The sequence below is a fragment of the Amycolatopsis umgeniensis genome (assembly GCF_014205155.1).
GTDB lineage: Bacteria > Actinomycetota > Actinomycetes > Mycobacteriales > Pseudonocardiaceae > Amycolatopsis > Amycolatopsis umgeniensis.
Genome location: NZ_JACHMX010000001.1, coordinates 5,318,283 through 5,332,887, shown reverse-complemented (window position 1 = coordinate 5,332,887; position 14,605 = coordinate 5,318,283). Strand labels below are relative to the sequence as shown.

The 14,605-nt window shown below is 68.2% G+C and carries 19 protein-coding genes; 9 read left to right on the top strand and 10 right to left on the bottom strand.

Features of this window, described 5'->3' with window-relative positions:
• The first annotated feature begins 44 nt into the window (after window positions 1-44).
• Window positions 45-932 carry a glycoside hydrolase family 19 protein gene (locus HDA45_RS25340; protein ID WP_184899316.1) on the top strand — a complete coding sequence of 296 codons (888 nt, stop codon included), beginning with the start codon at window positions 45-47 and terminating at the stop codon, window positions 930-932.
• 60 nt (window positions 933-992) lie between these two features.
• On the opposite strand, the gene HDA45_RS25335 is transcribed toward HDA45_RS25340, so the two are convergent.
• Window positions 993-1,490: a MarR family transcriptional regulator gene (locus HDA45_RS25335; protein WP_184899314.1), complete on the bottom strand. Its 498-nt coding sequence runs from the start codon at window positions 1,488-1,490 to the stop codon at window positions 993-995.
• 64 nt (window positions 1,491-1,554) lie between these two features.
• On the opposite strand from HDA45_RS25335, the gene HDA45_RS25330 reads away from it, so the two are divergent.
• Window positions 1,555-2,055 (top strand): cupin domain-containing protein, encoded by a 501-nt coding sequence (locus HDA45_RS25330; RefSeq protein WP_184899311.1) that lies wholly within the window; start codon window positions 1,555-1,557, stop codon window positions 2,053-2,055.
• On the opposite strand, the gene HDA45_RS25325 is transcribed toward HDA45_RS25330, so the two are convergent.
• Genes HDA45_RS25325 through HDA45_RS25310 form a run of 4 tightly spaced genes read right to left on the bottom strand, consistent with a single transcriptional unit; the run spans window position 2,049 to window position 4,535 of the window.
• Window positions 2,049-2,948, bottom strand: coding sequence for a hypothetical protein (locus HDA45_RS25325; protein ID WP_184899309.1), 900 nt, complete (start codon window positions 2,946-2,948; stop codon window positions 2,049-2,051). The genes HDA45_RS25330 and HDA45_RS25325 overlap by 7 nt on opposite strands.
• Window positions 2,949-2,960: 12 nt before the next feature.
• Complete coding sequence (locus HDA45_RS25320; RefSeq protein WP_184899307.1) at window positions 2,961-3,236, bottom strand: nucleotidyltransferase domain-containing protein; 276 nt, start codon at window positions 3,234-3,236, stop codon at window positions 2,961-2,963.
• Window positions 3,237-3,267: 31 nt separating this feature from the next.
• A complete protein-coding gene (locus tag HDA45_RS25315; protein ID WP_184899305.1) occupies window positions 3,268-4,074 on the bottom strand; it encodes an exodeoxyribonuclease III in 807 nt (268 codons plus the stop codon).
• 26 nt (window positions 4,075-4,100) lie between these two features.
• Window positions 4,101-4,535, bottom strand: a complete 435-nt coding sequence (locus tag HDA45_RS25310; RefSeq protein ID WP_184899303.1) for an SRPBCC family protein — start codon at window positions 4,533-4,535, stop codon at window positions 4,101-4,103.
• Window positions 4,536-4,619: 84 nt separating this feature from the next.
• Between HDA45_RS25310 and HDA45_RS25305 the strand changes: the two genes are divergently transcribed.
• Both HDA45_RS25305 and HDA45_RS42835 read left to right on the top strand, forming a co-directional pair.
• A complete protein-coding gene (locus tag HDA45_RS25305) occupies window positions 4,620-5,363 on the top strand; it encodes an MBL fold metallo-hydrolase (RefSeq protein WP_184899301.1) in 744 nt (247 codons plus the stop codon).
• A gap of 183 nt (window positions 5,364-5,546) precedes the next feature.
• Window positions 5,547-6,491, top strand: a complete 945-nt coding sequence (locus HDA45_RS42835; RefSeq protein ID WP_184899299.1) for a cold-shock protein — start codon at window positions 5,547-5,549, stop codon at window positions 6,489-6,491.
• Between the two features lie 122 nt (window positions 6,492-6,613).
• Here the strand turns inward: HDA45_RS42835 and HDA45_RS25295 are convergent, their stop codons facing one another.
• Together HDA45_RS25295 and HDA45_RS25290 are read right to left on the bottom strand one after the other, a co-directional pair.
• Complete coding sequence (locus HDA45_RS25295; RefSeq protein ID WP_101613722.1) at window positions 6,614-6,919, bottom strand: hypothetical protein; 306 nt, start codon at window positions 6,917-6,919, stop codon at window positions 6,614-6,616.
• A 192-nt stretch (window positions 6,920-7,111) separates the two neighbouring features.
• A complete protein-coding gene (locus HDA45_RS25290; protein ID WP_184899297.1) occupies window positions 7,112-8,335 on the bottom strand; it encodes an NADP-dependent isocitrate dehydrogenase in 1,224 nt (407 codons plus the stop codon).
• Window positions 8,336-8,584: 249 nt separating this feature from the next.
• Between HDA45_RS25290 and HDA45_RS25285 the strand changes: the two genes are divergently transcribed.
• The 3 genes from HDA45_RS25285 to HDA45_RS25275 all read left to right on the top strand — a co-directional run bounded on the left by HDA45_RS25285 (window position 8,585) and on the right by HDA45_RS25275 (window position 10,784).
• Entirely contained in the window at window positions 8,585-9,094 is a 510-nt protein-coding gene (locus HDA45_RS25285) for a hypothetical protein (protein WP_246480782.1), read from the top strand.
• 82 nt (window positions 9,095-9,176) lie between these two features.
• The gene (locus HDA45_RS25280) at window positions 9,177-9,767 is read left to right on the top strand and encodes a hypothetical protein (protein ID WP_184899295.1); all 591 of its coding nucleotides are present in this window, start codon (window positions 9,177-9,179) and stop codon (window positions 9,765-9,767) included.
• 21 nt (window positions 9,768-9,788) lie between these two features.
• Window positions 9,789-10,784, top strand: coding sequence for a DUF2203 family protein (locus HDA45_RS25275; RefSeq protein WP_184899293.1), 996 nt, complete (start codon window positions 9,789-9,791; stop codon window positions 10,782-10,784).
• Window positions 10,785-10,788: 4 nt separating this feature from the next.
• Here HDA45_RS25275 and HDA45_RS25270 read toward each other — a convergent pair whose 3' ends face one another.
• Together HDA45_RS25270 and HDA45_RS25265 are read right to left on the bottom strand one after the other, a co-directional pair.
• Window positions 10,789-11,640: an alpha/beta fold hydrolase gene (locus HDA45_RS25270; protein ID WP_184899291.1), complete on the bottom strand. Its 852-nt coding sequence runs from the start codon at window positions 11,638-11,640 to the stop codon at window positions 10,789-10,791.
• A 108-nt stretch (window positions 11,641-11,748) separates the two neighbouring features.
• On the bottom strand, window positions 11,749-12,183 hold the full coding sequence (locus HDA45_RS25265; RefSeq protein ID WP_343072148.1) for an Lrp/AsnC family transcriptional regulator: 435 nt from the start codon (window positions 12,181-12,183) through the stop codon (window positions 11,749-11,751).
• A gap of 115 nt (window positions 12,184-12,298) precedes the next feature.
• Here HDA45_RS25265 and HDA45_RS25260 point away from each other — a divergent pair, with 115 nt between their 5' ends.
• Window positions 12,299-13,159, top strand: a complete 861-nt coding sequence (locus HDA45_RS25260) for an NAD-dependent epimerase/dehydratase family protein (RefSeq protein WP_184899289.1) — start codon at window positions 12,299-12,301, stop codon at window positions 13,157-13,159.
• Window positions 13,160-13,162: 3 nt separating this feature from the next.
• Window positions 13,163-13,990 carry an aldo/keto reductase gene (locus tag HDA45_RS25255; protein WP_184899287.1) on the top strand — a complete coding sequence of 276 codons (828 nt, stop codon included), beginning with the start codon at window positions 13,163-13,165 and terminating at the stop codon, window positions 13,988-13,990.
• On the opposite strand, the gene HDA45_RS25250 is transcribed toward HDA45_RS25255, so the two are convergent.
• Window positions 13,991-14,605 (bottom strand): LysE/ArgO family amino acid transporter, encoded by a 615-nt coding sequence (locus HDA45_RS25250; RefSeq protein ID WP_184899285.1) that lies wholly within the window; start codon window positions 14,603-14,605, stop codon window positions 13,991-13,993.

Here is a 14,605-nt window from a genome sequence, read left to right as displayed (position 1 = left end):
ACCAATATCTCCCTGCATGGTCCCCTCGTACGAAGGAGCCACCGATGTCTCTTCGACGTATTCTCGCGGCGGTCGCCGCCACCTTCGCCGCCACCACGGTCGCCGTGGTCGTCCCGGCCCAATCCGCCTCCGCCGCGGACTGCGTGGCGCCGTGGAACGCGAGCTCGGTCTACTGGGGCGGCAACACCGCCTCGCACAACGGGCACAACTGGTCCGCGAAGTGGTGGACGCAGAACGAAACCCCCGGCTCGGCACAGGTCTGGGCTGATCAGGGCGCTTGCGGCGGCGGCACGACCAACCCGCCGAACCCGTCCGGCTTCGTGGTCAGCGAAGCCCAGTTCAACCAGATGTTCCCGAGCCGGAACGCCTTCTACACCTACAACGGCCTCGTCACCGCCCTCAGCGCGTACCCGGCCTTCGCGGGCACCGGCAGCGACACCATCAAGAAGCAGGAAGCGGCCGCCTTCCTGGCGAACGTGAGCCACGAGACCGGCGGCCTGGTGCACGTCGTCGAGCAGAACCAGGCCAACTACCCGCACTACTGCGACACGAGCCAGTCCTACGGCTGCCCGGCGGGCAACGCCGCGTACTACGGCCGCGGCCCGATCCAGCTGAGCTGGAACTTCAACTACAAGGCCGCCGGCGACGCGCTGGGCCTGCCCCTGTTGACCAATCCGTGGCTGGTGCAGAACGACGCGGCGGTCGCCTGGAAGACCGGCATCTGGTACTGGATGACGCAGAACGGCCCCGGCACGATGACCCCGCACAACGCGATGGTCAACAGCCGAGGCTTCGGCGAGACCATCCGCAGCATCAACGGGAGCCTCGAGTGCAACGGCGGCAACCCCGGTCAGGTCCAGAGCCGCGTGAGCAAGTACCAGCAGTTCACCGGAATCCTCGGCGTCAACCCCGGCGGCAACCTGTCCTGCTGATCAGCCCAGGGAACTGAAGGGGCCCTTCACCGCATGCGATGCGGCGAAGGGCCCCTTTCGTCACTCGAGAGAGCTCAGCAGCCGCCGCAGCGAGGCGTCCAGGACTTCGAGGTCGTCACCTAGCGGCGAAAGCAGCTTCGCGACGTTCGCGGTGTGCTCGGTCATCGCGGCGTCGACGACTTCGAACCCACGCTCGGTCAGCGTGACACGGAAACTGCGCCGATCCTCGGGGTCGAGCGCGCGCTCGACCAGCCCCGCCGACTCGAGCCGGTCGATCCGGCTGGTCATCCCGGCCCTGGACATCATCAGCGTCGCGGACAGCTCGGACGGGATGAGCGTGTACGGCTTCCCGGATCGCCTGAGCGCCGCGAGCACGTCGAACTCCCCTTGCTTCAAGCCGTGTTTCGCGAACACGGCCTCCACCATCGGCGTGGTCAGCAGCACCGCCCGGCCGAGCCGCCCGGCGATCCCGATCGCGGCCAAGTCCAAATCCGGCCGTTCCCGCCGCCAGGCGCCGACCACCGCGTCGATCGCGTCCACGTTTCGCTCTTCACTCACGGACGCAGTCTATTCGACAGGAGATAGTTTGACAGCGAACTATCAGCGGTGGAACTATCGGGGCATGACTCAGCGCATCGAAACCCGTGAACCCGTCCTCGTCCGTGCCGCCGAAGCCGAGACCGTCGGCGCGGCCCCCACACTCGTCACGCTGCTCGCCGACGTCTCGACCACAGGCGGGGTGATGAGCAGCGCGAGAACACAACTGGGCGCCGGCGCCGATGGAGCGGCGCCGCACTACCACACCAGCTCGTCCGAGATGTTCTTCATGCTCGGCGGAGAGCTGGAAGTCCTTGTGGGAGAAGAGATCGTCACCGTTTCCGAGGGCGACATGCTCCTCGTCCCTCCGTTGACCACGCACGCTTTCCGCGCGGCGGTGGGTTCATCGGCGGACGTGCTGATCGTGTTCATCCCCGGCGTGGAACGGTTCGGCTATTTCCGGCTGCTGGAAAAAGTCGGCCACGGCAAGGCGACCGTCCAAGATCTCTTGGACAGCCAGGAAGAATTCGACAACCACTTCGTCGAAAGTCCAGTGTGGACGGAGAGCGCGAAGACCCGTCAGTAACCGCGCGGCGGATACCCCGGCGGCGGCCCGTACGGCCCGGGCGGCGGGTAACCCTGCGGCGGATACCCGGGCTGTGGGTACTGCGGTTGGGGATAGTGGGGCGGCGGGTACTGCTGCGGCGGATATTGCTGCGGATACGGCTGTTGGCCGTACTGCGGCGGCGGCGGATATTGCTGCGGGTACCCGGGATGCTGCGGTGGATACGGCTGCTGTGGGTACTGGGGCTGCTGCGGAGGTGGCGCGGCGGGCTGCCCGCCACCGAGGTGGAGCGGCAGCACCGAAACCAGCTGCGCGAGCCGTCCGAGCGTCGAGAGCACGTCGTCCGGCTTGGTCCGGCCGAACGTCGGATTCTCGACGTAGACCAGTTCCGCTCCCACCAGCGACCAGGTGTGCAGCTTCAACGACCGCATCAGGCCTGCGACCTGCGGCGTGAGCACCTGGACCGCGATGTTCGGATCCGTGTCGATCAGCTTGTACCAGCGATTGAACTTCCGGTCCGCCGTGGCGGGCTCGGGGTACTGCTCGACGTCCCAAGCGGACTCGATGCTCGACACGATCTGGAAGTTCGGCATCGGCGCGGGCAGGCTGATCACCCAGACCGAGTCGATCGAGAGCGTGTCGAGTTCGTTGACCTTCTTGTTCGTCCACCGCGTGTGCACGCTCGTGACCGTCGGGCGGCGGTGGTAATCGAAGACGTTGAACCGCAGCCCTTGATAGGCGCCGCTCAGCGCGCCGAACGCGATCCGTTTGTCACCGCGCTGGTTGAACGGCAGCACCGTCCAGCGCTCCAGGAGGTTCGGCGCGTCCGGGCTGAACTCCCACCCGTACTGGCCGGACATCGCGTAGCGCTCGGCGTTCGTCGCCTCGATCCGCTTGGCTTCGTTGGTTTCCATGACGAGACCAGGTTAGCCGGTGCACCGCTCGAACCTACGCATCCTGCAACCGAGAAGCTCCCGGGTCTCCAGCACCTGCTGCTTGAAGTAGGGATTGCGAATGCTGGTCACGTTGACGAGGTCTACAGGGCGGCCCAGTATCCGCTCAAGGCCTTCCTTCAGATCGAAGTATGTACCGAAGTAGTCAAACCCAGGCCCTGCGTCGAACTCGACGAGCACGTCGACGTCACTGGACACCAGGTCGAACCTGTCACTCACGGCAGAGCCGAACAAATCGAGGCGGCTCACCGAGTGCCTGCTTGTGCCTGACCGGACCAGGTCAGCCGGAATAGGTCGCTGTCACGGGGGCGTGATCCGACCAGCGCTGGTCGTAGGACTCGGCGCGCTCGACCACGACGGAGGTGCAGCGCTCGGCGAGACCGGGAGTGGCGATCTGGCAGTCGATGCGCCAGCCCGAGTCGTTGTCGAACGCCTTCCCGCGGTACGACCACCAGGTGTACGGGCCGGGGCCTTCCGGATCCAGTTTGCGCTGCACGTCGACATACCCGGCCTCGCTGAACACACGGCCGAGCCACTCCCGCTCCTCCGGAAGGAAGCCCGAGCTCTTCTGGTTGCCGCGCCAGTTCTTCAGGTCGGTGTTCTCGTAGGCGATGTTCCAGTCACCCACGACGACGACCTCACGGCCGTCGGCCGCCGCCTTGGCACGCAGGTCGACGAGGTACGGCAAGAACGCCGCCATGAAGCGCTCTTTCTCGTCCTGGCGCGGGGTGCCGACGTCACCGCTGGGCAGGTACAGGCTCGCGACCACGACGTTCGGCAGGTGGATCTCGGCGTAGCGGCCGCTGTCCTCGAATTCGGGCTCGCCGAAACCGATGCGGACCTCTTCCGGCTCGGCGCGGCTGAACAGCATGACGCCGTTGCGCCCCTTCTGTACCGACGGCGCGTGCACCACGTGCCAGCCTTCGGGCGCGGCGGCACCGGCCGGGAGCTCTTTGAGCTCGGCCCGGACCTCCTGGCAGGCGACGACGTCGGCCTCGGTGGCGCCGAGCCACTCGATGAAGCCTTTTTTCGCGGCGGCGCGGAGGCCGTTGACATTCACAGTGGAGACGGTCAGCACCCTTCGCACGCTACCCGGAGGGTCCGACAGAACCGTCAGGGGTTGAGGCGCGCGGAGAGGTCTTGTTCGTAGCGATCCGAGATCTTCTGCAGTGACGGGCCCATGCTGAACTCCAGCAACCGCAGGAATCCGCGCGTTTCGATGGTGACGTCGCAGATCACCTCGGTCCCGGTGCCGATGCTCTTCAGATGCCAGGCACCCGACACGGTGACCGGCCCCCGATCCAGCGTGCGGAACGCGACTTCGGTCGGCTCGTCGGCGCGGGTCAGCTCGACTTCGCTGCCGATCTCCTTGCCGCGCGGTTTCACCCGCTGCTGGTACTTCGCCCCCGGTTCGCCACCCGTGCCCGCGGCGAGCGAGCACGAGATCACGTCGAACCGCCACTCAGGCTGGTTGGTGAAGTCGGCGAGGTAGGCGTAGACCTCGTCGATCGGCTTCGGGGTGATGACCCGGCTCTGGACCTGCTTCATGACGGACCTCCTCACGATCCCCCCGGTCACGAAGTCGTCGGAAAAGGCGGGCCGTTACCGGGGGCTCTCTGCGAGACTGCGCGCATGAGCGAGCTGACCGTGCTGGGCAGCTGCGGCGCTTGGCCGGAAGCCGGCCGGGCCTGCGCCGGATTCCTCCTGGTCCACGAGGGTTTCAAGATCGTGCTCGACCTCGGATACGGGGCCGCGTCACGGCTGTTCGGCCACTGCCCCGGCGGCCGGGTCGACGCGGTGGTGGTGACGCACGAACATCCCGATCACTGCGCCGACGTGAGCGCGCTCGGCCGTGCCCGCGCCTACGGGCTGCCGGACGAGCCGAAGATCCCGCTGCACTGCACGCCGGGGACGGTGCGGCGGCTCGAAGCGATGGAGCCGCGGCCGCATCCGACGACGATTTTCGACGTCTGCGACCTCGGCCCGCCACGCGAGGTCGGGCCGTTCCGGATGACCACGTTCCCGCTGCCGCACCATGTGCCGAACCACGGGGTCCGGCTGACCGCGCCGGGGCTCACCGTCGCCTACACCGGCGACAGCGGGCCCAGCCCGCTCCTGGCGGAGCTGGCACGCGACGCCGACCTGCTCATCGCCGACGCCACGCTGCAGGGCCCGTCTCCCGAGGACACGCCGCGGCTGGTGTCGACGGCGGGCGAGGCCGGGTACTGGGCCGAGCGCGGCGGCGCCCGGCGGCTGCTGCTGACCCACTTCTGGCCCGGTTCCGACCGCGAGGTCTCGGTGGCCGAGGCGAGGGCGGAGTTCAGCGGCGAGGTGCTGGCGGCCGAGGAGGGCGCCCACCTGCGTTTAGCGGGCTAAACGCGATCCGGCGGCCGAGCGCCCACCTCGCCTTCGACCTGGTCTCGAACTCGGCGTGTCGCTAGGTGAACCGACGGCCCGCCCCTGGCTCCGCACCGCCCGCCTGTGGGCCCGGCCCGACGGACCGGAGGTCTGTCAGAGAGACTGGGGGCCAGTGCCCGCCCTCTCGACCTGGAGCCTTTTATGCCGCAAGGGACCGTCCGTTGGTTCGACGCCGAACGGGGATTCGGCTTCCTCGCGCCCGAGGACGGCTCGCCGGACGTGTTCGTGCACGCCTCCGAGATCGTCGGGGACGGCGCGAAAGTGCTCCGCGAGGGTCAGGCCGTCGTGTTCGAGGTCGGCGAGAACGACCGCGGGCCCGAGGCGCTGCGCGTTCGCGTTACCGCCGATGCGGCCACCGGCAGCGCCGTGGGCCTGCTCGGCACCGTCAACTGGTACGAGCCGGGCAAGGGGTACGGCTTCGCGTCGCCGGACGGTGGCGGCGCCGACATCTTCGTGCACAGCTCCGCCATCGTGACCGGCGGCGTGGTCACCGAGGGGCAGCGAGTGGCCTTCCTGATCGTCGAAGGCGAGCGCGGCCCGCAGGCCGGGCACGTGATCCCGCTGGGACCAGGGGCGGGCTCACCCGCTGCGGCTGGTATCGCGGACGGTGCCGACGGCACGGTGGCCTGGTACGACGAGGACAAGGGCTTTGGCTTCATCAACCCCGACTCCGGCGCCGGGGACGTCTTCGTTCACGCCCGGGCACTGGCCGAGGGGCTGACGTGGCTCGCGGAGGGCGACCGCGTCGCCTACGAGGTGGCCAGTGGAGACAAGGGCCCGCAGGCCCGCGACGTGCACCTGGTCCGGGGCGCCGAGCCCCAGACGGCGCCGCAGCGGTCGGCACCTGCCGCGGCCGCGGGGCCGGCGGCGCGGGACGTGCCCGTACGAGGCGGCGAGGGCGTCGTCGCGCGCTACGACGACGACCGCGGCTTCGGCTTCATCACCCCGGACGCGGGCGGCGACGATCTCTTCGCCCACGCGTCCGTGATCATGGGGTCGGAGCCGCTGCAGAAGGGCGACCGGGTCCGGTACGCGGTGCGTCAGAGCGACCGGGGCCCGCAGGCCGACCGCGTCGAACGCCTCTGAAGAGGCGGCCCCACCGAGGGCTGATCACTTCCCGACGAGAGTGCTCGTTCATCCCCGTCGATGGTGCCGTCAGCAGCGCGCCTCGCCTGTCGCCTTTAGCGGGCTAAACGCGATCCGGCAGGTCACGGGCCGCATTTGGAGCCTTCGACCGGGGGCGCGAACTGGGCCGAGACCCATTTGCCCTCGGCGATCTTGCGGAAGCCGTTCTCGACCACCGGCTGCGCGTCGATCTTCGCGTCCTTGACGTACTTGCCGACGATCTTCTGACCGCCGGGGGTGTCGCGCGCGTTGAGCACGTCGGCCGTCACCACGACCTGGCAACCGGTCGGGCTCGAAGCGCTCGACTCCCTGTCCTGCCCCGAGATGGCGACGACGACGATCAGCGCGGCGCCGGCGCCGAGGAAAAGGACCGGTTTCGAGATGGCCATGATGGTCACTCCTCGAACAAGGGAATCGTTTTCTTCCTCGACCAGAGTGGCAGAAACCAAGGCGGTCGCCCAGTTTCCGGATTGCCAACCACCCGGAGGCGCCAACCGGACGGCGTTCGCGCTACCCAGGGTCACAACGCGAGAAGGCCCCCTCCCGCGAGGAAGGGGGCCTTCAGGTGCTCACCGCGAAACTCAGCCCTGGGAGATCTTCTTGGCCAGGTTTTCGTCCAGCGTCGCGAGGAACTCCTCGGTGGTCTGGAACGCCTGCTCCTTGCTGATCAGCAGCGCGAGGTCCTTGGTCATCTTGCCGCTCTCGACGGTCTCGACGACGACCTGCTCCAGCTTGTTCGCGAACCCGATCAGCTCCGGGTTCGAGTCCAGCTTGCCGCGGTGCTCGAGGCCCCGGGTCCACGCGTAGATGGACGCGATCGGGTTGGTCGAGGTCGGCTTGCCCTGCTGGTGCTGGCGGTAGTGCCGGGTCACCGTGCCGTGCGCGGCCTCGGCCTCGACGGTCCGGCCGTCCGGCGTGCGCAGCACCGACGTCATCAGGCCCAGCGAGCCGAAGCCCTGCGCGACCGTGTCGGACTGCACGTCACCGTCGTAGTTCTTGCAGGCCCAGACGTAGCCGCCCTCCCACTTCATCGCCGCGGCGACCATGTCGTCGATCAGGCGGTGCTCGTAGGAGATGCCCTTGGCGTCGAAGTCGGCCTTGAACTCGGCCTGGTAGATCTCCTCGAACACGTCCTTGAACATGCCGTCGTAGGCCTTCAGGATGGTGTTCTTGGTCGACATGTAGACCGGGTACTCACGGTCGAGGCCGTACTGCAGCGAGGCGCGCGCGAAGTCCTCGATGGACTTGCGGTAGTTGTACATGCCCATGGCGACGCCGCCGCCCTCGGGGAACTTCGCGACGTCGAACTGCATCGGCTCGGAGCCGTCGTCCGGGGTGTAGCTGATGGTCAGCGTGCCGGGGCCGGGGACCTTGAAGTTGGTCGCCTTGTACTGGTCACCGTGCGCGTGACGGCCGATGATGATCGGCTTGGTCCAGCCCGGCACGAGGCGCGGGATGTTCTGGATGACGATCGGCTCGCGGAAGATCACGCCGCCGAGGATGTTGCGGATCGTGCCGTTGGGCGAGAGCCACATCTTCTTCAGGCCGAACTCTTCGACACGCGCCTCGTCCGGCGTGATCGTGGCGCACTTGACGCCGACGCCGTGCTTCTTGATCGCGTTGGCCGAATCGACGGTGATCTGGTCGTCGGTGCGGTCCCGCTCCTCGATGCCCAGGTCGTAGTACTCGAGGTTGAGGTCCAGGTAGGGGTGGACCAGCTTGTCCTTGATGAACTGCCAAATGATGCGGGTCATCTCATCGCCGTCGAGCTCGACGACGGTGCCCTGGACCTTGATCTTGGCCATGAGCAGCGGTGCTCCTTCCGCGGATCTTCGCGTTCTTCTTCAGTCTCTCCGGTAGCGGTACAAGCGTACTGCTTAACGGCGCTGGATGGTTCCAGTAGTGGTGGGTATCAAGTCTCCACGAGGCCGATGTGGCCGACGTCACCCGGTCGGACGACGGCCATCCGGCCGTCACGGGACACCGGGGAACCGCGACATCATCGAACCGCACTCCATCTTCGGCACAGCCGGCCACCGGAAAGGGCGGTCCCCATGTCCACCAACCCCTACGCGGTACCGCCACACGAGCAGCCGCCCGCGCCGGAGCCCTACCTCCAGCCTAGGCAACCCAGCCGCGCGGTGCCTCGCGTGATCAGCGCGCTCGGCGGGGTCCTGCTCACCCCGGTCGCGCTCGGGCTGGTGATCTACGGCGGCTCACGGCTGCAGCGGACGTACGCGCAGGCCTACACCGTCGGCGAAGAACCGCTGGGCTTGATCCTGCTGATCGTCGGCGGCCTCCTCCTGCTCGGCGTCGCGCTCCTCGGCGCGCTGTCCGGGCTCGGGCCGGTGCTCGGCGGGCTGATCTGGGGAGTGGTGCCGGGGCTGACCACACTCCTCGGCGGGCAAAGCGTCATGAGCACCATGTACGACCTCGGCGGCCGCGAACTCGGCGTCGGACTGGTGACCTGGCTCATCATGGGCGCCCTGTTCGGGAGCGGTTTCCTCCTTGTCGGGGCCGGCCTGGTCGGCACCCTCACCCGGCGCCGCACGACTCGCCTTTAGCGGGCTAAACGCGATCCGTGGAGATCGAAGTGAACCGGGTGGGCCTCGGATCCGTAGTCCGGATCAGGGAGGTGGCCCGCCCATGTCATCGCACCGGTACGTCGCGGAGTACGACGACGAGGACTACCAGGAGTACGGCGAGTACGAGCAGCAACCGAAGGATCCGCGAAGGCCTTACGAGGACGTCGAGTCGTACGAACCGTACGAGCCGCCTTTCGACGACGACCTGGGTCCCGAGGACAGCCGTGCCGGCCGGGGCGTGCGCCGGGTGCTCAGCGGCGCGGGCGGCCTGATCCTGACGCCGGTCGCCCTCGGCCTGCTGGCTTGGGGTGGCCTGCGGCAGCAGATGCTCGTCCAGGCGACGCTCAGCACCCAGCGTGACGTCTTCAGCATCGGCCTGCTCGTGGGCGGCGGGATCCTGCTGCTGGCGGTCGGGCTGCTCGGCGCGCTCTCGGCGACCGGCCCGATCCTCGGCGGTCTCGTCTGGGGTGTCGCGCCGGGCGTCGCCACCGCCGCGGTCCCAGAATGGGGCTTCCGCCTGGTGAAGTATCTGCCGCAGAACGACGTCACCTACGGCGTCACGAGCTGGCTGTTCATCGGCGGACTGCTCGGTACGGGCTTCCTCCTCGTCGGCGCGGGCCTCGCGTCGAGACTCGCCCGGCGGCGCCGCTGAGCGAGCTGGGACCATCGGCGCATGGGATTGTTCACCGTTCCTGAAGCCCGCGCCGAACTCGCCCGGCTACGCCCCGTGCTCGACGAGCTCGTCCGCCTGCGCGCCGACGCGGCCGAACTCGCCGCGGCCCTCCGCCCGGGCGGCCGCGAGACCGCGCTCGGCGGGATGCCGGAGTGGAAGGCCGCGCAGGCCCGCCTGGACGATCTGATGACCACCGTCCAGCGGACGGGCGCGGAGCTGAAGGGGTTCGCCCCGCTTCTGATCGACTTCCCCGCCGAACTCGACGGCGCCGACGTCCTGCTCTGCTGGCTCGAGGGCGACCCGGAACTGTGCTGGTACCACCGCGTGGATCTGGGTTTCGCCGGCAGACGCCGCCTCCCGGATAGGGTCGCCGTCGTGACCGAGGAGATCGCGGCGGACCTCTTCGACGGCATCGCCGCCCACTACGACGAAGACACCTTCCACGGCCTCGTGGCCGAAGCGCTCGTCGACGGCCTGGGCCGCACGGCTCCCGAACGCGTTCTCGACATCGCGACCGGGACCGGCGTGGCCGCGTTCGCCGCGCTGCGCCTGGAGCCGGGCGAAGTACTCGCGATCGACATCTCGCCGGGCATGATCGCCCAAGCCGAGGCGAAGGCCGCGACGCGCGATCCCGGCAAGCTCATCACCTGGCAGGTCGCCTCGGCCGTTCCGTCGCCGGTCGAGGACGACGGCGCCGACGCCGTGCTGTGCGCGTCCTCGCTGCATTTCCTCGGCGCGGCCGCGCTCCGCGACTGGCTGCGGGCGCTGCGCCCCGGCGGCCGGGTGGGCTTCAGCCTGCCACTGGCTTCGGCGTTCCGGCCGTCGGAGGCGTTCGCCGCGATCGTCCCCACCGACCTGAAACTGCCGGAAACCGAGGACGACGCGGCGGAACTGGCCTCCGAAGCGGGCTTCACCGAGGTGACCGTGAAGCGCCTCGACGTCGAGTCCGAGGACAGGGTCCGGTCGGTGTTCGTGGTGCACGCGACCAAACCCTGAGCCCCTACAGCGGCGCGAAGAACGGCACGCACTTCGGCGCGGGCGCGCCCGCCGGGTCGAGCGCCTTGAGGATCAGGCTCGTCACGTTCGGGTCGATCGCCTGGCTCAGATGCCCGGACACGTCCACGCCGCACCTGTCCTGCAGCACGATGTCTGTCGCGCCTGGTTCGTTCAGGACACCGCTGGTGTACGGCGTGACCACTCGATCGTGGCGGCTCACGATGCTCGTGTACGTCGGCCCCGGCACGGTCACGCCGTCACGGGCGAGGTCGTCGAGGAAGTCCGACGGCGCGAGGTACTCGCGGCACGCCCCGCACACGCCGTCGGCGAGCAGATCGAGACCGGGCAACGAAAGCACGGCCTTGGCCAGCCCGGAAAGGCCGTTGAGCGACGTGCCCTTGAAGTTCGAGCCGAAGCCGACGAAATGCTTCACCTTCTCCGCGCCGCCCTCGAATTTGAGGTAGTACGCGGGCATCGTCGTACCCTCGGAATGCCCGACGATGTCGACCTTGCCCGCGCCGGTGCTCGACCGCACGCGATCCACGAAAGCGCCGAGTTCGACTGCGCTCTTGCGCATCGAGGCCATCCCGCCGAACAACTGTCCACCCAGGACGGTGCCGCCGTAGGTCAGCGAGTAGACGCAGTAACCGGCGTTTTTGAGCTTCGGCGCGTGGTAGAACCAGTTGGTCGTCGCGTTGCCGCCGAGGCCGTGCACCAGCACGACGGGCTCGGGGTGCTTCGCGCTCGGTTTGCACGACCAGTCGTTCCAGCCGCTCGTCGGGGCCGCGCTCGCCACCGCCGGGACGGCGATCGTGAATGCCAGTGCCGCGACGAACGTGGTGAGGATCCTCCTCATCCCTGCCTCCGGTTACTCGTCAGTATGTGATTTGAGTCATCATGCGTCACAAACCAACGGTGAGAACCGGGACAACGACCAGACTTGCGCGCCGCACCTTGTGACGGATCACAAGGGCAGGAGCACCCGCCGTTCGATCGGACTGGACATGACGATCGACGTCGTCGTGGCGCCCAGCGTGGACAGGTCTTCGAGCAGATCTTCCAGATGCGAGGTGTCGCGGACGGCGATCTTGAGGATCCAGCAGTCCTCCCCCACCACATGGTGCAGTTCGAGGATTTCGGGGCGGTCCATGATCTTCCGCGTGCGCGGATGCCGGACGGTGAACCCGCTGTGCGGCGCCATCCGCACGAACGCCCGCAGCCCGAGGCCGACCCCGGACGGTGAAACGAGCGCCGCGTAGCCGGTGATCGTGCCATCCGCCTCCAGCCGTTTGACCCGTTCGCCGACGGCGGCGGGGCTCAGCGAAACGCGGCGCCCGAGCTCGCTCAGGGTGATGCGCCCTTCCTCCTGGAGGAACTCGAGGAGTCGCCTATCGATCACATCCAGTGAGCTTTCAGCGAAACCATGATTTGACCGAGTTTCTTTCAGTGATTCCGCAGATTCGCCCATGTTCTCCCCTTCAATCACCCGGATCACCACCGTAACACTGGTCAGCATGAAGAAAGTGCTCGTGCTGGGCGGAAGTCGGCACTTCGGCCGCGGCGTGGTCGAGCGGCTGCGCGACGCCGGACTGGACGTCACCGTGCTCAACCGCGGCTCCTCCCCCGCGCCGCCCGGTGTCGCCCACCTGATCGCCGACCGCGACGACGAAGCCGGCCTCAAATCCGCACTGGGATCCCGTTCCTTCGATGTCGTGCTCGACCAGGTCTGCTACACCCCGGTCCAAGCGCTCATCGCGCGCCGCGTCCTCCGCGCGGACCGGTACGTGATGACTTCGACGATCGAGGTCTACGACCAGGTGCAGACGTTCACTCCGATGACCGAATCGCTGGTCCCCCGGTCTCCCGTCGATGTCGAACTCCCTTGGCACGACGAGGAATTCCTCGAAGCGCACTACGGTGAGGGCAAGCGTCAGGCGGAGGCTGTCTTCGCGGGCGGAGACGCGTCGTTCGCTTCGGTGCGCGTCGCGCACGTCCTCGGCGGCGACGATTTCACCGGACGGCTGCGCCATTACGTCGAACGGCTGGACGCGGGGGACGCCGTCGAAATCCACGCGGAGCCGCGGCCGGCCACGTTCATCCACGCGAGTGAGATCGCGGACTTCCTGACCTGGGCCGCGCGAGCGGACTTCACGGGTCCGGTCAACGCCGGTTCCCACGGCGAGCTGTCCGCGCTGGACCTCGCCGCCGCGATCACCGCCGAGCCCCGGTTCCGGATAGTCGAGCGGGACGCCTCACCGTTCTCCTTCGACCGGTACGCCGTCCTGGACACCTCGCGTGCGACTGATCTCGGCTTTTCCTTCTCCACCACCACCGATTGGCTCGGCGAAGCCATCGAGAACCTCAGAAAGGCTTGAGCAATGCGCTACCGCAGCATCGGAGACGTCGAAGTGAGCGCGATCGGTCTCGGCGCGATGCCGTTGTCGATCGAGGGCCGTCCGGACGCCGGACGCGCGATCGCCACGATCCACGCCGCGCTCGACGCCGGGGTCACGCTGATCGACACGGCCGACTCTTACCACTGGCACGCGGGCGAAACCGGGCACAACGAGGTCCTGATCGCCGAAGCGCTGGCCACTTACGGCGGCGGCTCGGACGCGGTCCTCGTCGCGACGAAAGGCGGCCGTGGCAGGCCCGGTGACGGCTCGTGGACCGTCACCGGGACGCCCGCGCACCTCAAGAACGCCTGCGAAGGTTCGCTGAAACGGCTCGGCGTCGACGCGATCGGGCTCTACCAATTGCACAAGCCCGACCAGAACGTGCCGTGGACGGAGTCCGTCGGTGCGATCAAGGAGCTGGCCGACGACGGCAAGATCCGGCTCGCCGGAGTGTCCAATGTGTCCAGTGCGCAGATCCTCGAAGCACGGGAGATCCTCGGCGACAAGCTGGTTTCGGTGCAGAACGAGCACTCGCCCGCGAATCTGACGCATGAGCCGGAGCTGGCGCTGTGCACCGAACTCGGGCTCGCCTACCTGCCGTGGGGGCCGCTCGGCGGGATCGGCGGGGAGTTCCTCGCCGTGGCCGCGGAACTCGGTGTCAGCCCGCAGCGGGTGTGCCTGGCTTGGCTGCTCGCGAAGTCGCCGTCGATGATCGCGATCCCCGGTTCGACGAGGCCCGCGACGATCCGCGATTCGGCGGCCGCCGCCGACCTCGTGCTCACCGCCGGGCAGCTGGCTCGCCTGCCGTGATCAGGCACTGGCCACCAGCGTCACGCCCAGGGCGATCATCATCGCGGCGACCAGGCCGTCCAGCACCCGCCACGACGAAGGCTTGCGGAAGAACCCGCTGAGCAGCCGCGCGCCGAAGCCGAGCGCAAGGAACCAGAGCACGCTGGCGGACACCGCTCCGACGCCGAACGCCCACCGGCCACTGCCGTGTCCCGCGGCGATCGCGCCGAGCAGGAGCAGCGTGTCGAGGTAGACGTGGGGGTTCAGCCAGGTGATCGCCAGCGTGGTCAGCACGATGCGACGCAGCGAACCGCCGGTCTCCGGGCCACCCGTTTCCAGTGTCGACGGTTTGAACGCGCGACGAGCCGCGAGAGCGCCGTAGCAAAGCAGGAAAGCACCGCCGATCAGGGCGACGATGGTCAGCGCTTCGGGCGAAGTCCCCACCAGCGCGCCGACACCGCCGACGCCGAGGCTGACCAGGATGACGTCCGAGACGATGCAGATCAGGACCACCACGGGGACCGCTTCGCGACGGATGCCCTGGCGCAGCACGAACGCGTTCTGCGCGCCGATCGCGACGATGAGGGCCATGGTGGCGCCGAACCCGGCGACGGCGCTGAGCAGAACGTTTCCCAT